This window comes from bacterium (genome assembly GCA_040753085.1).
Classification (GTDB): Bacteria; UBA9089; JASEGY01; order JASEGY01; family JASEGY01; genus JASEGY01.
The window spans coordinates 1-15,328 of record JBFMHI010000052.1 but is presented as its reverse complement, the minus strand read 5'-3'; the positions used below and the strand labels follow the sequence as shown (position 1 = coordinate 15,328).

Below are 15,328 nucleotides of genomic sequence, written 5' to 3'. Positions count from 1 at the left end.
CTCGCTATTTAGGAGTAACCACATCAAGTATCAATTATATTGTAGCCAAGACCGAACTGAGCTCAGTAGGCAAGATGATCTTAGACCAATGGCTAAAATAAATTGCTTTCTACACCACCGTCCCCTATCTTCCCTATCTTCCCGTGTAACTACTCAAGACTAAGTTAAGCAGTTAGTTGGGAGACAAAGCAAAATTCCCTCTCCTTTGATGGGAGAGGGATAGGCTGAGGGTGAAATATTATTACTCTTGCTAAAAACCTTAGAAAAAGAGCTACCACCCCCCTAACCCCTCCCATCAAGGGAGGGGAAGCTCTTATGCCGACGCTGTCAGGACAAAAGGAGATGAAACTTAACCCATAGCACTATAATCTGTAATGAGCTTACTTTTTTAACTTGATTTTGAGTAGATACTTCTCCGTGCCTCTGTGTCTCTGTGGTGAACGATTACTATTGGAGAAGGTAGAAATTTTACCTGAAGGCAGATCTGAGATAAAGAGGTTTGAATCTGATGGTGAAGTCTGGAGCCTCCAGTCGGATACGTCCGGGGTCGTAATCCAGCGAACCTTAATCACCAAACTGAGGATGGCTCAGGTAATGGAAATCTGGACGGCTATTAATGAGGTTGACTTTAATAATCTAAGCAATAAAAGCTTTAGGGAAGAAGGTAAGGCGAAGCACCGCAAGTTGATTTTAGAAGGCAAGATGGTTATCCTCACTTACTATGATCCTCAAGATTTACCTGAGGCATTACAGAAGCTGCTCAAGCTGCTGGCAGAAAATGTTGATGTGGAGTAATTGTTCACCCCAGAGTTTGTAGAGATCGCCGAGACTTTTCTCGGCGATCTCCGTGTTATCGGGGCGGTGAATGGGAACGGTTACGGTGTTGACCAGATATCTTCGCTTTGTTAAAATCGAGCACACCTTTTTTTCCCTGCCGTTAATTTACAGCGGGGTTTTTTTAGCGGCGGAACAACTCCCTTCCTGGCGGGTGCTTTTATTGATTTTTGTGGCAGCGGCGGGAGCCAGAACAGTGGCCTTATCCCTGAACCGGATTATTGACCGAGAAATAGACCGACGGAATCCCAGGACGGCCGGCCGAGAACTGCCCAGTGGCCAAATGAGGTTAGGTGAAGCCTTAGCCGTTTTAGGCGCAGGCTTGGGATTTTACCTGGGAGCCGCTTACGCTATTGCCCCTGTCTGTCTTTATTATTCCCCCATTCCTCTTTTAATTTTTGTGGTTTACCCTTATATGAAGCGATTTACCCCCTTAGCCCATTTGGGCGTGGGATTAGGTTTGTCAATGGCCCCGCTGGGAGGCTGGTTTGCCATTGCCCAGAGTTTTCATCAAGTTCTCCCGGCTATTCTTCTCGCTTTATTCACCCTATTCTGGGTGTCAGGCTTTGACATCATCTACTCAACCCTGGATGAAGAATTCGACCGGCAAGAGGGGCTTTACTCCTTTCCTTCGGTATGGGGACGAAAAAAGGCCCTGGCTATCTCGGCCCTTCTCCATATCCTGGCCTTTGCTATGTTATTGGCCCTCTTTCTGTGGCAGATGAGGACCCTGGCCTCTTTCTTTTTTCTTCTGTTGGCCGGTGGACTTCTCTACTTAGAACAACGCCAGTCATCAAATGTTCCATTGGCCTTTTTTCGGATTAACATTATCATCGGGTTGGTGATATTTTTATTTGTGGCTGCGGGGGAAAAGAGTTGAGAGTAATGTCAAATACGGGTAGGGTTAAATAATTACCCAAATAAGCAATCATAAGGGTTACCCTTACAAAAGACGAACCCATTAAAGCAAGCTTGACAAGGCACTAGCTAATTCTTCTATTTTCCTCAGTAATCTCTAATTTGATTGGACGTAATCGGTTACCACAAAGACACAGAGACACGGAGAATGATTTTAGAAAAAGCACTTACAGAGCAGATAGTTGGGTCAGCAATAGAAGTTTATAGGCATTTAGGCCCTGGCTTATTAGAGTCAGCCTACGAAGAATGCCTTTATCATGAACTCTATTGGCGTGGTCTAAATTTTGAACGACAAAGGCCTCTTCCCCTTGAATATAAAGGCATCCTTAACGGAGGAGGATTCTCCGAGAGGTTCTCCTGTTTGCCATTTGAACCCAATTCGGTACGTTGTCCACAGGGCTTCGCACCCCGTCATCAGCGAAACGGTAGCACGCCTGCGTAGGGCCGGGCAGGAACATGCCGGGTACTTCAGGTTTTACCTGAGTACACTCAACTGTGCGACCTCGTATCGCACTCTAACATTCCTGTTAACCCGCCGCGTACTCGTGGTCAGGTTGAGCCAATGGTTAAGGCTTTGGTATCCCAAGATCTTTGCAAATTTTGTTTGACAAGTTTTCATCGATTTCTCGATGACGAGGAATAGTAGACACTTTTTTCTCTCTCCTGTTAACATACACCGTGTGATTCCCACCTTCACGCAGAAATTCACACCCATGGTTTTCCACATGACGAATAAGATCTATTCGCTTCATATGGTAATCATTCCCAATGGTTGCCTTATTATTTCCTTTCCCCAAATATCCTCTTCCACAAGTTGACGATTAGATTCAATAACCAACTGAATTGCTTCAATCAAGTTCATCTTTGTTTCTTCCAGAGTTGCTCCTTGTGTATTAGCACCGGGGAGTTCCTCTACATATCCGATGTATCCTTGCGGAGATTTCTCGAATACTGCAGTAAGTTTTTCATTCATAACTGTTCCTCCTGTGTCTTGCCCTAACGGCAAGGTTCATCCGCCGAACGAAATGAGGTCGGTTGCAACCTATTGTTAGGCAATAAAATAAATATGAGAAGAGTCCCTCTATTCCCCTCATAAACTTTTGGATGTTTCTGTCACATCTCATTGATATTGTATGATTTGGATTTGTTTTTTCTGCCCAAGAAAGCAGTCATTTTTTCAAAAGCGGTGCAGAAAGCATCTATGCTTTCCTCGAATATCATCACTCGGTGGTGTTCATAATCACTCTCTACTTGCTTTGACTCACTAATTACCAAATAGCATGTTCCATCTTTAGATTGCTTTGCATCGAAAAAGCAAGTTCGGGACGGTTCAAAATCATCCATTTTCTTGTGAAACTTTAGGCGCGGTTAACCTTCCGCAGAAGTAGGGTGGACATTACCCACCAATCTGTTCGCCATCTACGCCTTTTTGGTGGGCGGTGCCCACCCTACCTCTCAGCCGCAAGCTTTCACAGTAAAGTGAACCATCCCGATTAATGGAATTCTGGAAATTGGGTAAACATTGATCCATTAATCCACCACTCCATCACTTCATCGCCATCGCTCCATTACTCCACCATCACTCTTCCGAGATACCTTCCACACGCAGAGCCGCTTCCGCCTCAATAACCTCTTCGCACGGCACCATGATTTTCATTTCGTTGACCAACGATGATCAAGGCCTTAAAAGGCAAGAGTGGAATAGATAAGGTCCATCTCACAGTTGGCTCTGACCAGTTCAGCCAGGCGGTCATAATAAAGGTCTTTGGCCGATTCGAAAGAGAAGTGATTTGCCGGCTCAAGGAGGGCGAGGCCCTTTTGGCCCCGAAGCATGTTAATTAGACCAAGACGGAAACCGTCGTGGTCAAAAAGGCCGTGAATATAGGTGCCCCAACAGTTCAGCTTAGGGCTGATGGCACCTTCCGGAAGATTTACTTTTTCTCCTGACCGCTCCAGGATTTCAAATAGAGGCGCTGTTCCGTCGCCCAATTCGGTCCGACCGGCATGGATCTCATAACCAGTTAGTTCTCTCCCTTCCTCAAAAAGATGGCCGGGATTCATAGTCGAAAAACGAGACCAGATCGTCTCCGCCTCAAGCCTCAGGCAGGCTTTAACTTGATGCGTCGTCTTTTCCCGGTCAAAGGTGGTGCTTAGGTCCAGGAGACCTAAGCCAGAGGTATGGGTTAAAGTTGATTCCACTTGATCCGGATCATGCATCTCCCGGCCCATCATCTGAAACCCACCGCAGATGCCCACCACCCATACCCCCTCTTCGGCTATGGCCTTAATCTGAATATCCAGGCCGGATGTCTTTAAAAAGAGCATATCCTTCAAGGTGGTTTTTGTCCCGGGCAAAATAATCATATCCGGATAGCCCAGCGAATGAATATCAGCCACGTAACGCACCGAAAGAGACGGCTCCCGCCTCAAGGGATCAAAATCAGTAAAGTTAGAAAGATGGGGCAGCCTGATAACAGCAATATCGATTAAATCCGGTTTCGGGTTTCGGATTTCGGATTTCGGGTTTTCCTCTTCTAAGACCAGTGAATCCTCTTCGCCCATCTTGAGCCAGGCATGATAAGGCAGCACCCCTAAGACAGCCACACCGGTCCGCTGCTCCAGCATCTTGAGACCCGGCTTTAAAATCTCTATGTCTCCCCTGAATTTGTTGATAATAATGCCCTTTATTCTCTGTCTATCCTGAGGTGAAAGTAATTCTAACGTCCCTACCAGAGAGGCAAATACCCCGCCCCGTTCAATATCACCCACCAGGATCACCGGGGCATTGGCCAGGCGGGCCATCTCCATATTAACGATGTCTTTGCCCCGAAGGTTTATTTCGGCTGGGCTGCCGGCTCCTTCCAGGACGATGGCCTCATATTCTGAAGCCAGCCGGCCAAAGGATTCTCTGACGGCTTCCAGGGCCTTTTGGCGATAAGAGTAATATTGCCTGGCCGTCATATTTCCCACCGGTCTTCCCTGGACTATCACCTGAGAGCCATTATTACTTACCGGCTTGAGGAGGATAGGATTCATATCAACCGTAGGCTCTGCCCTGGCGGCTTCCGCCTGAACGAATTGGGCCCGGCCGATCTCGCCCCCTTCTTTAGTTACGGCTGAATTCAGGGCCATATTCTGGGCCTTGAAAGGGGCGACCTTAAAGCCATCCTGAGATAGAATACGACACAGGGCCATAGCAATCACCGATTTGCCTACGTGGGAACCGGTTCCGCAGATCATTATCGCCTTAGCTTTCCTGGTCATCACTTTTTTTGTAACTATTCATCCTTATCTATTGGTTGCATCTTAGATAAAAGCCAGAGGCATATAACAAAGATAAGCACAAGAATAACATTTGTGCCCAGTTTCAACAAGTAGTCACTTCCTTCTTCCTGAAGGCCTACGGCCATCTTCGCTTCTAAGATAAGTATCCCTCTGATACTGGAGATAATTCCGATAAAGATAAATGGTCGAAGGGAAAAGCCCAGTCTCTTCAGGTATCTGATCACCATCCAGAGCAGTTCCATAATAATAAGCACAAAGAAAAGATCGCTTATCATAGTCAGGATTGACTCCACCGTTGGCTGAACAAGGTTAAGGGCCGCCTTATATAAAACAAAAAAGGCTGCCGCTACCAGAAAGATAGCAATGATGATATGGATGATGTCATCAATGGTAAGAAGTAATCTTCTGGTGCAATCCGTTATCATTTTTCTCATCTACTCGTCTCCTTAACCTTATGAGGACAACCTCCCACCGGTTAAAAACCGGCGGAAGGTTTATCCGTCTATGGCGATTAAAACCTGGCTTTTATTCCCCCGTAAAGAGCCCTACCCGGCATAGGATACCCTTCGTAGAGATAATATTCTTCATCCAGAAGATTATTGCCGGATAAAAATAGCTCCACATCCCGGCCCAGCCCTTGGGAAATGTGGGCATTAAGCAAAGTGTAACTATTTAGCCTTTCGATATTTGATTTATCACTAAAGACGCTATCCGTGTAGTCAGCGGATATATTTATTCTTAGCCCTGAAGTGCTCTCATATCCAAGGGATAATCCTGCCTTATGCCTGGGCTTATATCGCAGATACTTATCGGTTTCTTTATCGGTGGCTTCCAGGTAAGTGTAGGTGATGCCAGCGGAAATATTTTGGGGCAGCTTCATCTTTACCTCGGCTTCAGCTCCACTGATTTTAGTCTGGCCTACATTTACCACATGCCAGTGCGTCTCATCTCCAGGCACCGGCACCCAGGTCATCAGTTCCTCCACCTCACTACTAAAAAATGTCGCCCTGGTTAACAGTCCGAAACTGAATAGATGCTCGGCGCCGATCTCATATCCAACAGATTTCTCCGGTTTTAGATCAGGATTCCCTCCCCCTGGCCAGTAAAGGTCATTAACCGTCGGCGCCCTGAAGGCCCGGCCGCCAGAGACCCTTAGATCGGTCTGCTCGTTTAGTTGGTAAAGACAGCTCAAGCGGGGATTGACCTGGCTGCCATAGATATCGTGATGGTCATATCTTAACCCTGGTGTGACGGTTAACAAATCCAGGAGATTTAACTCATCCTGAAGATAGAGGGCATAGTTATTTAGCTTCTTCTCCTCACCGATCGCCTGGATATCAGCCCGGTCATTTTGCAGGTCTATTCCCCAGGTGAAGATATTAGTCTCCTTGAAATTAATATCCTGTTGCCAGTTCAAGCCCAGCCGGGAATTTATATTGACGTCATCCGTCGGCCCGCCCCAGGCATCAGGATCTCTGTAATTTCCCCAATCCCGGTTAAAGTATGCCTTGAATAGTAAATCAGATCTCTTACCTTCTCTGCGGCAAGTAAAGTCTGCCCATGTTCGCTGGTCATCTTGCCGGGCGTTAGGGCTTGGCCAGGAAGTAGAGCCGGGCACACCTTTTTTTTGTTCCGAATGACCGGCCGACAAAGCGAAGGCTGAATCATTCCCGAGATCATAGTCCAATCTGCCTGTAAACTGATACCCTTTACAGTCACTATTCTCCCGGTGTCCGTCAGACCACTGGTGGCTTAGAGTAAAAAGGCCGCCGATATCTCTAAATTTGTTTCCGTAACTTAACCGGTAAATTTGATCTTCTCCGTAAGAGGCATTAAGCTCCCACCTTGGTTTTTGAGGGGCATTTTGAGTGATGATATTGACTACCCCACCCAGGGCATTGGCCCCGTAAAGGGCCGAAAATGGCCCCCGGATGACCTCGATTTTGGCAATATTATCTGGGGGATACATGCTTAAATCGGCCGTCCCCAGAGAGGCAGTATTAACCGGCCTTCCGTCTACTAATACCAAAACTTGCTTGGCATCTGATCCACGCAGCGTAACCGTAGTAGCTGCCCCCATTGCCCCGTAGCTGTTCACTTTTACCCCGGCTGTCTGTTGGATGACCTCAGCCACATTCAGGGCATTAGCGGTCTCGATGTCTTCTCTGGTTACGAGAGTAGTGCTTACCGGAATATCCGCCAGCAACTGCGGTCTCCTCCCGGCCGTAACCACCACTTCATCTAACTCAAATATCCCCTCCTCCGTCACCTCAGCTTGCTTTAAAAACGTAGCCCAGCCGCCTACTTTGTCTTTAGCCTGTGCTTTTTGAGGATAATTGCAATAGTCGGTTACGCCAACCACTTTTTGCTCCAGACCCAGGGCAAAAAGTATCTCGGTATGGGATGGCACTAAAGATACAATCCGCTGGGGAGGCCCGGGGATGGTTATCTCTCTTCCCAGGTCATCCTTTACCGTAATGGGAAAGCCACCGGCCTGACTCCCTAAGCTAACTAATAAAATTCCCGCTAAAATCAAGATATTCTTTCTCATCGTTCTTTCTCCTCCCTCAAGAATACTTTCCAAGATAGGCAATGGTCCGGGCTTAAACTCAGAAGTCAGAAGTCAGATTTAATCTGTCTTCTGATATTATTACCGTTGCGGGGCAGCGTTCCGAATCTCACGGAAACTTCCTTGGCCTACCTGGTTTGTTTTATTGTAACTATTCAGCCCCAAAGCTACTAAGGTAGGAAGAGAATGATGAAATAGCCCACGGATGACACGGATTTTAGCGGATTCTCACGGATTTTTCTACTAAATTTTTATCCGTGTCAATCCGTCTCATCCGTGTAATCTGCGTCCTATTATTGGTAGTCTTTGTGTCTTTATGCCTTAGTGGCTGAGTAGTTACGTTTTATTAAAAAACAGAATCACGGGCTAAGTTGAATTTCACCACCTCCTTTTGGCCCTTAATTATATTTCTGTCTTTCTTCCTCAGAAACTATCAACACATAGGGCTTAGAAGAAATAGGATTTTTTTCGACGACCACCACGGTCCGGTAAACCTCTTCAATAGTCTGATAGTTCAGAACCTCCTCAGGCCGTCCATCTTTATGAATGCGTCCTTCATTAATAAGCACTAACCGATCACAATATTCGCCGGCTAAATTAAGGTCATGCAAAACCATAATTACGGTAAGCCCCAATTCTCTATTCAGCTTCTTTACCAGGTCCAGGATGCCTACCTGATGGGTGATATCTAAATGCGTCGTCGGCTCATCCAATAAAAGCAACGCCGGCTCCTGGGTCAAGGCGCGGGCAATAAGGGCCAGTTGTCTTTCGCCGCCGCTTATCTCTTCCATAAGCCGGTCTTTAAACCGGCCAGTATCCGTTAAGCCCATACACCTTTGGGCCATCTCCATATCCCTTTTTGTCTCAAGAAATTGAAACTTCTCATAATATGGAATCCTTCCTAAAAGGACGAATTCTTCGACCGTCATTCCCTTGGCCTCAGAGCCTTGAGAAACTACGGCGACCTTCTTAGCCAGCTCCTTGAGTCCCATCTGCCGGATATCTTTCCCTTCAAAGAGAACTACCCCCCTCATCGGCTTAAGCACCCGCGTTATTGCCCGAAGAAGGGTAGTTTTCCCTGAGCCATTCGGACCGATTATTCCGATAAGCTCGCCGGATTTTAGGCTAAGATTGATCTCTTGTAGAACGGCCCTGGAATCATATCCACAGGTTAGATTTTTTATCCAAAGCACTATTTCCCCCCCAGGGCGACCTGCCTCTTGGTCAGGGCATAAACAAAAAGACTCCCGCCTACTATACCTGTAATCACCCCTACGGGCAACTCCAAAGGCGAAATTATGGTTCGAGCTAAGGTGTCGCAGAGCACAAGAAATGCCCCGCCTGCCAGATAAGCCGTCACCAGGAGTATACGATGGTCGCCTCCGGCCAACATCCTCCCGAAATGAGGCACCACCAACCCTACAAATCCAATTATTCCGGCCACAGATACGCTGCAACCGGTAAGGACTGAAGCAAGAACAAAAAGGAGCCGCTTGGTTCTTTCCGTATTTATGCCCAAATGGAGGGCATCTTCTTCTCCCAAAGAGAGGGCATTAAGGTCCCAACAGAAAAGATAGGCAATGCCCATGCCCAAAAGAGAGACTAACAGGGCAGCTTTTATCAGAAACCAATTGGGTTCTTCTAAAGAGCCCATTATCCAGAAAACTATGCCGTGAAGGTCTTCGGTGCGAGAGACAGCCATGATAAACATAATCAAAGATGAAGAGATAAAACTTATCATTACTCCGGTAAGGAGAAGCCCTTGAATCTTTAAGATGCCTTTTCTCATGCTTAAAGAATAAACCAGCAGGATAACCATCACCGCGCCTAAAAATCCGCTGACCGGGATAGATAGAATCCCTCCTCTTGAATTTAATCCCAAAACAATATTTAAACAGACACCCAAAGCGGCTCCCCCTGAAATCCCTAAAGTATATGGCTCAACTAAGGGATTACGAAACATCCCTTGAAGGATCACGCCGGCTAAGCTTAAGGCGCCACCTATGGCCAAACCCAGGAGAATGCGGGGCAAGCGGATATCAAAAAGGATGCTGTATTCAGTAGTGCCTCTGCCTTCAAAGATTAAAGGGATGATGTCCTTAACCGGGATGCCGGCTGAACCGAGGCAGAGGGAAAAAATACTTATCCCGCCAAGGGTTCCTCCTAAAAGTAATATCCAGATAATCCAGCGAATTATTTTTTTGTTCATTGGGTCTGGTGGGGATACAACTCCGGATGCAAGAGGCCGGCCATCTCCTCTAAAGCCTCGACGAAGCTTACGGGCGTAGGACTACAGAACTGGTAAGAATCAACAATATAAATTCTGCCCTTCTTCACCGCCTTCAAGGTCTGGTAGCTCTGCCAGATTTCTTTCTCTTTCTCTCCCACAATCCCCATAGTGACAATAATTATTACCTCTGGATCTTTTTTTAATACCTCCTCTCTACTGTAAATACCCTCTTTGGCCTCTTTAGCCATATTTATCCCGCCGGCAAATTCGATAAAATCATTAATAAAAGAGCGGCCCGTGGCGGCAAATAAAGGTTTGGCCCCTATCTGGATGAAGACTTCAGGCTTGGGTAAGTTTTTCACCTTCTCTTTTATAGCGGCCACTTTGTCTTTGGCGCTATTGGTAATCTTTTTCGCCTCTTTATCCTTCCCCACCAGTCGGCCTAATCCTAAAAAATGATCACACATCTGGCTGAAATTTTTTGCCTGAGGAAAACAGGCCACTTTTATCCCTAAATCTTTCAGCTTTTCTTTGGCCTTTGGATCGGTTAAAGAGGTGGCCAGGACTAAGTCAGGTTTAAGATCGACCACCTTTTCCAAATTAACCTCTATTATGGTGCCGACCTTTTCTTTACTCTCCGCCTCCTTTGGTTTTTTACAATATACGGTGCAACCCACTAATCTATCTTCCACTCCCAATAAATAAAGCTGCTCGGTTAGAGCCGGCCCAAGCGAGATAATTCTTTGAGGATAAGCAAACGGCTCTATCTTCTCATTAAAACGATCGACTATTTTTGAGGAAAACCAAAGGGATAGCCCACAAAAGCCGAAAAAAAGTATCGCTTTTAAGATTACCCATATAATTGGGTCTTTGTTCATATACCTGCCTCCCTCCATCTATCGCCTTATTTTTACCCACATCTTTTAAAAACCACTTTTAAAAACCACGAAGAACACGAAGAGCACGAAGAATTATAAAACAAATCTTTTAATCCCATCTTTCTCATTAAAATTCATTAATAAACCTATCCTTATATTGGCTAACCTCATATAGGTTAGCAACTGGGCTTCATGCACAGGATGAAATATTTTTTTCTTCGTGTCCTTCGTGCTCTTCGTGGTTTATCCTTGTTTACCCCATCCTTTTACCCAATTTGTGGGTAAGGATAAGATCTATCGTTGCTTCACGATTTCGGAATCATATTAACCTCCAATAGATTTAGCTTGACCATCTTGCCTTTCTGGTATATAATACCAACCCAATCTTCCTGTGCTTATTCAAAAGATTGAAGAGGTTACAAAAACTCTCTGATAAATTCTGCCCCCTCGTTTGAGCGTAACAAAAAATCCTCAGCTTTTTTCGTAAGAAAAAACTGAGGATTAACCCTGCTTTCACCTCACTCTTCTTTACCCCCGAAAAATATTAGTGAGCATGTGCAGACAGGTCTTCTGACTCCCGGATCCAACTATTCACCACGCCTTCCCAGACGCCTTGACCTGCTTGTTTAGGCCATGTGCAACGTCCAGTGGCTTCTTGTGGTTTTCGTCCCCGGTTACAGCGGCGGGTCCGTGCCCGATTTTCACGGGCTTCCCTCTTATCCTCCTGCACAAGACAGGAAGCGCCTACACACGATACTTATTACTGCCCGGCAAAAATACCTCCCTGGTTTTGGTTCCATTATAGTTATCTTCGTAAAAAAAGTCAAGCAATAATTTGGCCTCCTTCAAAAACCCCTTAACCGTTTAAGATGAAATTCTTGCAGGCTCCTTCTAATGAGCTACTGGCAAGAAGTCCTTGACCTTTTAAAGTTCAAATCCCCTTAATTCTGCTCTATACTTCATATAACATATAATCAGTCCACACAATTACAGATTCTTCAGGGCTTCCCACAACCTCTCCAATCTTCTGTATTTATTATTCCGTATAACAACCGAGATCAGCAGCCGCGGCTCCGCCGCGGTCCGCTGGATTGATTTGTTGGCTCTGCTCTTTTTGGTGCAAGACGAACAATTTTATGTCCTGACTTTTCTTGAATATTACGCAGATCTTCGCAAATCTTTGATAAGTCACCATGAAATTTTTGTGTATGTTCTTTCCTGTACTTTCGTACTTCTTCAACAATAGGGTCTTTCATTTTTCGACCTCCAGTAGTTCTTCAGGCGAGCATATCTCGGGACAGTTGTAACCCTCAGCTTCAATAATCTTTCTTACCTTCTTACGAGTAAAGGGATTATTAAGATGTGCAAAATTCCAAGTGATGATAACTTCTATGCCATTAACCGCTGCAACGGCGATATGAAGGGCATCTTCCGGATATTCCCTTGGGACTCCTTTTTTCACAACGATCTTTTCTGCAAGAGATCTCGCCTCATCATCAATATCGAGCATAGGAAAGCTATCAATAGCTGCAAGTCTCAACTTTGCTTGATCGGGATCGCCTCTTCCTGCTTCTTGAAACACGAGTGCAGATACATAAGTCTTATATTTCGATGATAATTTATCCCAAAGTTCACGAGTGGTCTCTTGATGCCCGGCAATCAATATATCTCTGCTTGGTTTGGCAGTCAGATAACTCACCACTGTGGTTTCTATATAGATATTCTTCTTCATGATTGAATGATAGCATATTCCATAACTATCTCAAAGAATATTCAATAGGATTATGTATGGAGCCACCGATTCAGCTAACTGGCGGGCAAGAGCAGCGCGAAGCGCCGCTCTTGATGGTTGGTTTCATTATAGTGGTCTTCGTAAAAAAAGTCAAGCAATAATTTGGCCTCCTTCAAAAACCCCTTAACCGTTTAAGATGAAATCCTTGCAGGCTCCTTCTAATGAGCTACTGGCCATTGGTAGTCCCTCTTTTGGTATCTCAGAAGGCGAAATTCTTCGACCTGTGCGGTTAGGAATTATAAGCAATGAGTTGAAATTTTTCGACCTGCATGGTTAAGGTTGTAGACTACTGACGCTGAAAGCGTCAAATTTTAAATAGCCGTAGATGCAAGCTACGGAAAATAAATACACCCCGCAACGCTCGACCCTGCAAGGGTCGAATATTATCCATCACATAGAATTCAACCCTTTCAGGGTTGAGCGGTAGATGTTTCGTTTCCGCAGGTTTCACCTGCGGTTATGTAAAATTCAAACCTTTCAGGTTTGAAGAGAATTGCTTGTAATTTCTAACCATACAGGTCGAAAAAATGTTATTTCCTTAGTGGATGAGTGCGGAATGTGGGATAAAGGTATATATTAGAAACAGTGGGGCATAATGCCCTACCTGTAGCATAATGCCTCAATTGGTGATATCTTCTTAGACCATAAGCGACCCCAACTTTATTTTAGGGTATATTTGTGGCATAATGCCCCAGAAGAGTGGTTATTAATTTTTTAAACCTTAGAAATAAGAAAATTTTAAAAATTGTAACTCCCTTTTCTTAAACCGCTTAAGCAATGACTTAGCGGTTTTTTGTTTTTTATGAAGACCTGGCACAATTATTGCATATAGATAGGGGTGAGATGATTAAATCACTCGCTTTTAAGGATAAAGACCGGAAGACAGAGGTCAAGGTAGACCTCTCCAGATTAGAACCCGTCATCGAAGAGGCGAAAGAATTTATCCAGTTTGAAAGAGATGGTTTTTATCAAGAGGTCTCTCGTGTCTTGAAAGATGAGAGGGGAGATGATGTCGTCTCTACCATGAATCGATTAAAAGAGGCCCTCGATAGGGACGGCACCATCACTGATCTGAAATCTTTCAAGGAAGGGATATCTCGAATAATTGATACCATAGATTACCTGGCCGACCTATTTGGCCACCAGGGTCTTTTCTTAACTGCCACTAAACTGGGTGAGATAAAGCTTAAGCTCCCCATACCCGATGAGTTTTCTATCCCTAAGGATGAAATGGAGATAGCTCTAAGTCTGGCTTCTCAAGGGATGAAAGTAGGTAGAGATTATTTCGTCCTGGGCATAACTATCCCTAAAAGGAAGTACTTTGAAAGGGCTAAGGACTATTTTGAGGAAGCCCTCTCGGGCTTTAAGAAATACGGAGAGGATGAATTAGCCGGCCAGATACACCTTGCCTTAGCTATTATTTATGATCTTTTAGTCGAGGCAGAGAAATCAGTCAAACATTTTGAGGGGGCCATTAGCCAGTTTAGTAACCTGAGGTTCGATCTATCATACCAAACAGAGAGAAAGAAGATGCTAAAAAGGGCGGCCCTGATCGAAATTGGTGTTTCTTTAATGGACAATTTTAAAGATAAAGAAAGGCACGAGCCTGGGAGAAGGCATCGTTTGGAAATGGCTCTGGACAATTTTAGAAAGGCCGAGCCAGACTATTATGCCTCCTTTATTCACTACCTGGCCCTGATTGAGGTTAGAGGCGGTTATGCCAGGATGAGGAAAAGGCTGTCTATGGAGTCGAGGGTGAAAAAGCACATCTGAGTAACCTTCAGCCCATCCACCTGAAAGGTGATAAGAGGGGATGTTGACCATTATAAGGATTCGGACAGGTTTTGAAAGAATAGAGGTAGTATTGGGATTATATTCTGGAACATCAAAGAGAACTTCAGGATGATTTAGATAATCAAGGGAAGCTGGTTTACCTTACTAAACGAGCCAGACACGAAGATACGACTCTTTTTATTTGCGCGGATAATCCTGAGGTGACGGCTGATTTTGTGGCCAGTAGAATAGCCAAGATTAAGTATGCCGACAACCTCTATATGATTAATCTAATGGGGGCCAGGTTTTTCGCCATTCCTGAAGATACGCCGCGTGATTTCCAGAGATTTACCATTACCATTAAAGCCCATCCCAACCACTTTAAGGAGATTTACGATAAGATTACCAGGATTGAATGGACAAGTGAGGCTGGGGTAGTCTATGTGGCCTATACCTTTCATCTATTTGGAGACAGTATAGTCTGCTCGGTATTGGCCAAAGATGAGGGTTGCTTGGGAAAATTTGCTCGTGAACATATCCGGCACTTCCCCGGTGTCATAGGAACTCAAATATGCTTTATTAAAAAAACCCACCGATTAGTCTCGCTGTCGGAATGGAAAGAATATGCCCAGGATCATTGGGTCCCGAAAGGATGGGAGGAAAAGCCGGTAATAGATGTATCTGAAGAGCCACCGGCCCTATAAGAGGCTTGAGAAAGGGTTAAAGGCATTAAGAGTCTGTCCCAAAACTTCCGCCGTGTGTCAGAGGCTTAAACACCAGGAGTCTGCCAGACTTCTGGTGTTTGGGATTTGGGGATAGGCATCGAGTTCTGAGAGGTGAATTATGGTCCCCGTAGTTTCTATCGTAGGTGGGAAGAATAGCGGCAAGACCCGGTTAATAGAAGGGATAGTGCCGGAATTAAAAAAACGTGGCTATCGGATCGGGACGATTAAGCATGACCACCACGGGCTTACGGCCGAAGATGTAGACCGTGAAGGGACAGATACCTATCGGCATCAGCTCTGCGGTGCAGAATCGGTGGTTTTATC

General features: G+C 45.2%; 17 protein-coding genes, 1 pseudogene and 1 riboswitch. Of the genes and pseudogenes, 6 read left to right on the top strand and 12 right to left on the bottom strand.

The window, feature by feature from the left end; genetic code table 11:
* Window positions 1-450 precede the first annotated feature (450 nt).
* The 3 genes from AB1797_07190 to AB1797_07180 all read left to right on the top strand — a co-directional run bounded on the left by AB1797_07190 (window position 451) and on the right by AB1797_07180 (window position 2,194).
* A complete protein-coding gene (locus AB1797_07190) occupies window positions 451-795 on the top strand; it encodes a hypothetical protein (GenBank protein ID MEW5767398.1) in 345 nt (114 codons plus the stop codon).
* 88 nt (window positions 796-883) lie between these two features.
* Window positions 884-1,714: a 4-hydroxybenzoate octaprenyltransferase gene (locus AB1797_07185; protein ID MEW5767397.1), complete on the top strand. Its 831-nt coding sequence runs from the start codon at window positions 884-886 to the stop codon at window positions 1,712-1,714.
* A 186-nt stretch (window positions 1,715-1,900) separates the two neighbouring features.
* Window positions 1,901-2,194: a GxxExxY protein gene (locus tag AB1797_07180; protein ID MEW5767396.1), complete on the top strand. Its 294-nt coding sequence runs from the start codon at window positions 1,901-1,903 to the stop codon at window positions 2,192-2,194.
* Window positions 2,195-2,318: 124 nt separating this feature from the next.
* Here the strand turns inward: AB1797_07180 and AB1797_07175 are convergent, their stop codons facing one another.
* The 12 genes and pseudogenes from AB1797_07175 to AB1797_07120 form a co-directional block, all read right to left on the bottom strand.
* Window positions 2,319-2,504 carry a type II toxin-antitoxin system HicA family toxin gene (locus tag AB1797_07175; protein ID MEW5767395.1) on the bottom strand — a complete coding sequence of 62 codons (186 nt, stop codon included), beginning with the start codon at window positions 2,502-2,504 and terminating at the stop codon, window positions 2,319-2,321.
* Window positions 2,501-2,725 carry a type II toxin-antitoxin system HicB family antitoxin gene (locus tag AB1797_07170; GenBank protein ID MEW5767394.1) on the bottom strand — a complete coding sequence of 75 codons (225 nt, stop codon included), beginning with the start codon at window positions 2,723-2,725 and terminating at the stop codon, window positions 2,501-2,503. Before AB1797_07170 ends, AB1797_07175 begins: the two co-directional genes overlap by 4 nt.
* Before the next feature lie 140 nt (window positions 2,726-2,865).
* Window positions 2,866-3,096 carry a DUF3276 family protein gene (locus tag AB1797_07165; GenBank protein MEW5767393.1) on the bottom strand — a complete coding sequence of 77 codons (231 nt, stop codon included), beginning with the start codon at window positions 3,094-3,096 and terminating at the stop codon, window positions 2,866-2,868.
* 339 nt (window positions 3,097-3,435) lie between these two features.
* A complete protein-coding gene (locus AB1797_07160; GenBank protein MEW5767392.1) occupies window positions 3,436-5,016 on the bottom strand; it encodes a cobyric acid synthase in 1,581 nt (526 codons plus the stop codon).
* Between the two features lie 14 nt (window positions 5,017-5,030).
* A complete protein-coding gene (locus AB1797_07155; protein ID MEW5767391.1) occupies window positions 5,031-5,471 on the bottom strand; it encodes a phosphate-starvation-inducible PsiE family protein in 441 nt (146 codons plus the stop codon).
* 77 nt (window positions 5,472-5,548) lie between these two features.
* A complete protein-coding gene (locus tag AB1797_07150; protein ID MEW5767390.1) occupies window positions 5,549-7,588 on the bottom strand; it encodes a TonB-dependent receptor in 2,040 nt (679 codons plus the stop codon).
* Window positions 7,589-8,004: 416 nt separating this feature from the next.
* A complete protein-coding gene (locus AB1797_07145; protein ID MEW5767389.1) occupies window positions 8,005-8,799 on the bottom strand; it encodes an ABC transporter ATP-binding protein in 795 nt (264 codons plus the stop codon).
* Window positions 8,799-9,815, bottom strand: a complete 1,017-nt coding sequence (locus tag AB1797_07140) for an iron ABC transporter permease (protein MEW5767388.1) — start codon at window positions 9,813-9,815, stop codon at window positions 8,799-8,801. Before AB1797_07140 ends, AB1797_07145 begins: the two co-directional genes overlap by 1 nt.
* Window positions 9,812-10,714 carry an ABC transporter substrate-binding protein gene (locus tag AB1797_07135; GenBank protein MEW5767387.1) on the bottom strand — a complete coding sequence of 301 codons (903 nt, stop codon included), beginning with the start codon at window positions 10,712-10,714 and terminating at the stop codon, window positions 9,812-9,814. Before AB1797_07135 ends, AB1797_07140 begins: the two co-directional genes overlap by 4 nt.
* 93 nt (window positions 10,715-10,807) lie before the next feature.
* Window positions 10,808-10,915: pseudogene (locus AB1797_07130) on the bottom strand (GxxExxY protein).
* A gap of 341 nt (window positions 10,916-11,256) precedes the next feature.
* Window positions 11,257-11,477: riboswitch (cobalamin riboswitch) on the bottom strand.
* A gap of 295 nt (window positions 11,478-11,772) precedes the next feature.
* The gene (locus AB1797_07125; GenBank protein MEW5767386.1) at window positions 11,773-11,970 is read right to left on the bottom strand and encodes a hypothetical protein; all 198 of its coding nucleotides are present in this window, start codon (window positions 11,968-11,970) and stop codon (window positions 11,773-11,775) included.
* Window positions 11,967-12,446, bottom strand: a complete 480-nt coding sequence (locus AB1797_07120) for a type II toxin-antitoxin system VapC family toxin (protein ID MEW5767385.1) — start codon at window positions 12,444-12,446, stop codon at window positions 11,967-11,969. Before AB1797_07120 ends, AB1797_07125 begins: the two co-directional genes overlap by 4 nt.
* A gap of 903 nt (window positions 12,447-13,349) precedes the next feature.
* On the opposite strand from AB1797_07120, the gene AB1797_07115 reads away from it, so the two are divergent.
* The 3 genes from AB1797_07115 to mobB all read left to right on the top strand — a co-directional run.
* Window positions 13,350-14,279: a hypothetical protein gene (locus AB1797_07115; protein ID MEW5767384.1), complete on the top strand. Its 930-nt coding sequence runs from the start codon at window positions 13,350-13,352 to the stop codon at window positions 14,277-14,279.
* A gap of 236 nt (window positions 14,280-14,515) precedes the next feature.
* On the top strand, window positions 14,516-14,983 hold the full coding sequence (locus AB1797_07110) for a hypothetical protein (protein MEW5767383.1): 468 nt from the start codon (window positions 14,516-14,518) through the stop codon (window positions 14,981-14,983).
* Between the two features lie 139 nt (window positions 14,984-15,122).
* The coding region (gene mobB, locus AB1797_07105) for a molybdopterin-guanine dinucleotide biosynthesis protein B (GenBank protein MEW5767382.1) at window positions 15,123-15,328 on the top strand (206 nt) is incomplete at its 3' end.

Excerpts from the sequence above, each read along its gene's own strand:
- AB1797_07180 (MEW5767396.1), top strand. The coding sequence starts at position 1,901 with ATGATTTTAGAAAAAGCACTTACAGAGCAGATAGTTGGGTCAGCAATA.
- AB1797_07175 (MEW5767395.1), bottom strand. The coding sequence starts at position 2,504 with ATGAAGCGAATAGATCTTATTCGTCATGTGGAAAACCATGGGTGTGAA.
- AB1797_07170 (MEW5767394.1), bottom strand. The coding sequence starts at position 2,725 with ATGAATGAAAAACTTACTGCAGTATTCGAGAAATCTCCGCAAGGATAC.
- AB1797_07165 (MEW5767393.1), bottom strand. The coding sequence starts at position 3,096 with ATGGATGATTTTGAACCGTCCCGAACTTGCTTTTTCGATGCAAAGCAA.
- AB1797_07160 (MEW5767392.1), bottom strand. The coding sequence starts at position 5,016 with ATGACCAGGAAAGCTAAGGCGATAATGATCTGCGGAACCGGTTCCCAC.
- AB1797_07155 (MEW5767391.1), bottom strand. The coding sequence starts at position 5,471 with ATGAGAAAAATGATAACGGATTGCACCAGAAGATTACTTCTTACCATT.
- AB1797_07150 (MEW5767390.1), bottom strand. The coding sequence starts at position 7,588 with ATGAGAAAGAATATCTTGATTTTAGCGGGAATTTTATTAGTTAGCTTA.
- AB1797_07140 (MEW5767388.1), bottom strand. The coding sequence starts at position 9,815 with ATGAACAAAAAAATAATTCGCTGGATTATCTGGATATTACTTTTAGGA.
- AB1797_07135 (MEW5767387.1), bottom strand. The coding sequence starts at position 10,714 with ATGAACAAAGACCCAATTATATGGGTAATCTTAAAAGCGATACTTTTT.
- AB1797_07125 (MEW5767386.1), bottom strand. The coding sequence starts at position 11,970 with ATGAAAGACCCTATTGTTGAAGAAGTACGAAAGTACAGGAAAGAACAT.
- AB1797_07120 (MEW5767385.1), bottom strand. The coding sequence starts at position 12,446 with ATGAAGAAGAATATCTATATAGAAACCACAGTGGTGAGTTATCTGACT.
- AB1797_07115 (MEW5767384.1), top strand. The coding sequence starts at position 13,350 with ATGATTAAATCACTCGCTTTTAAGGATAAAGACCGGAAGACAGAGGTC.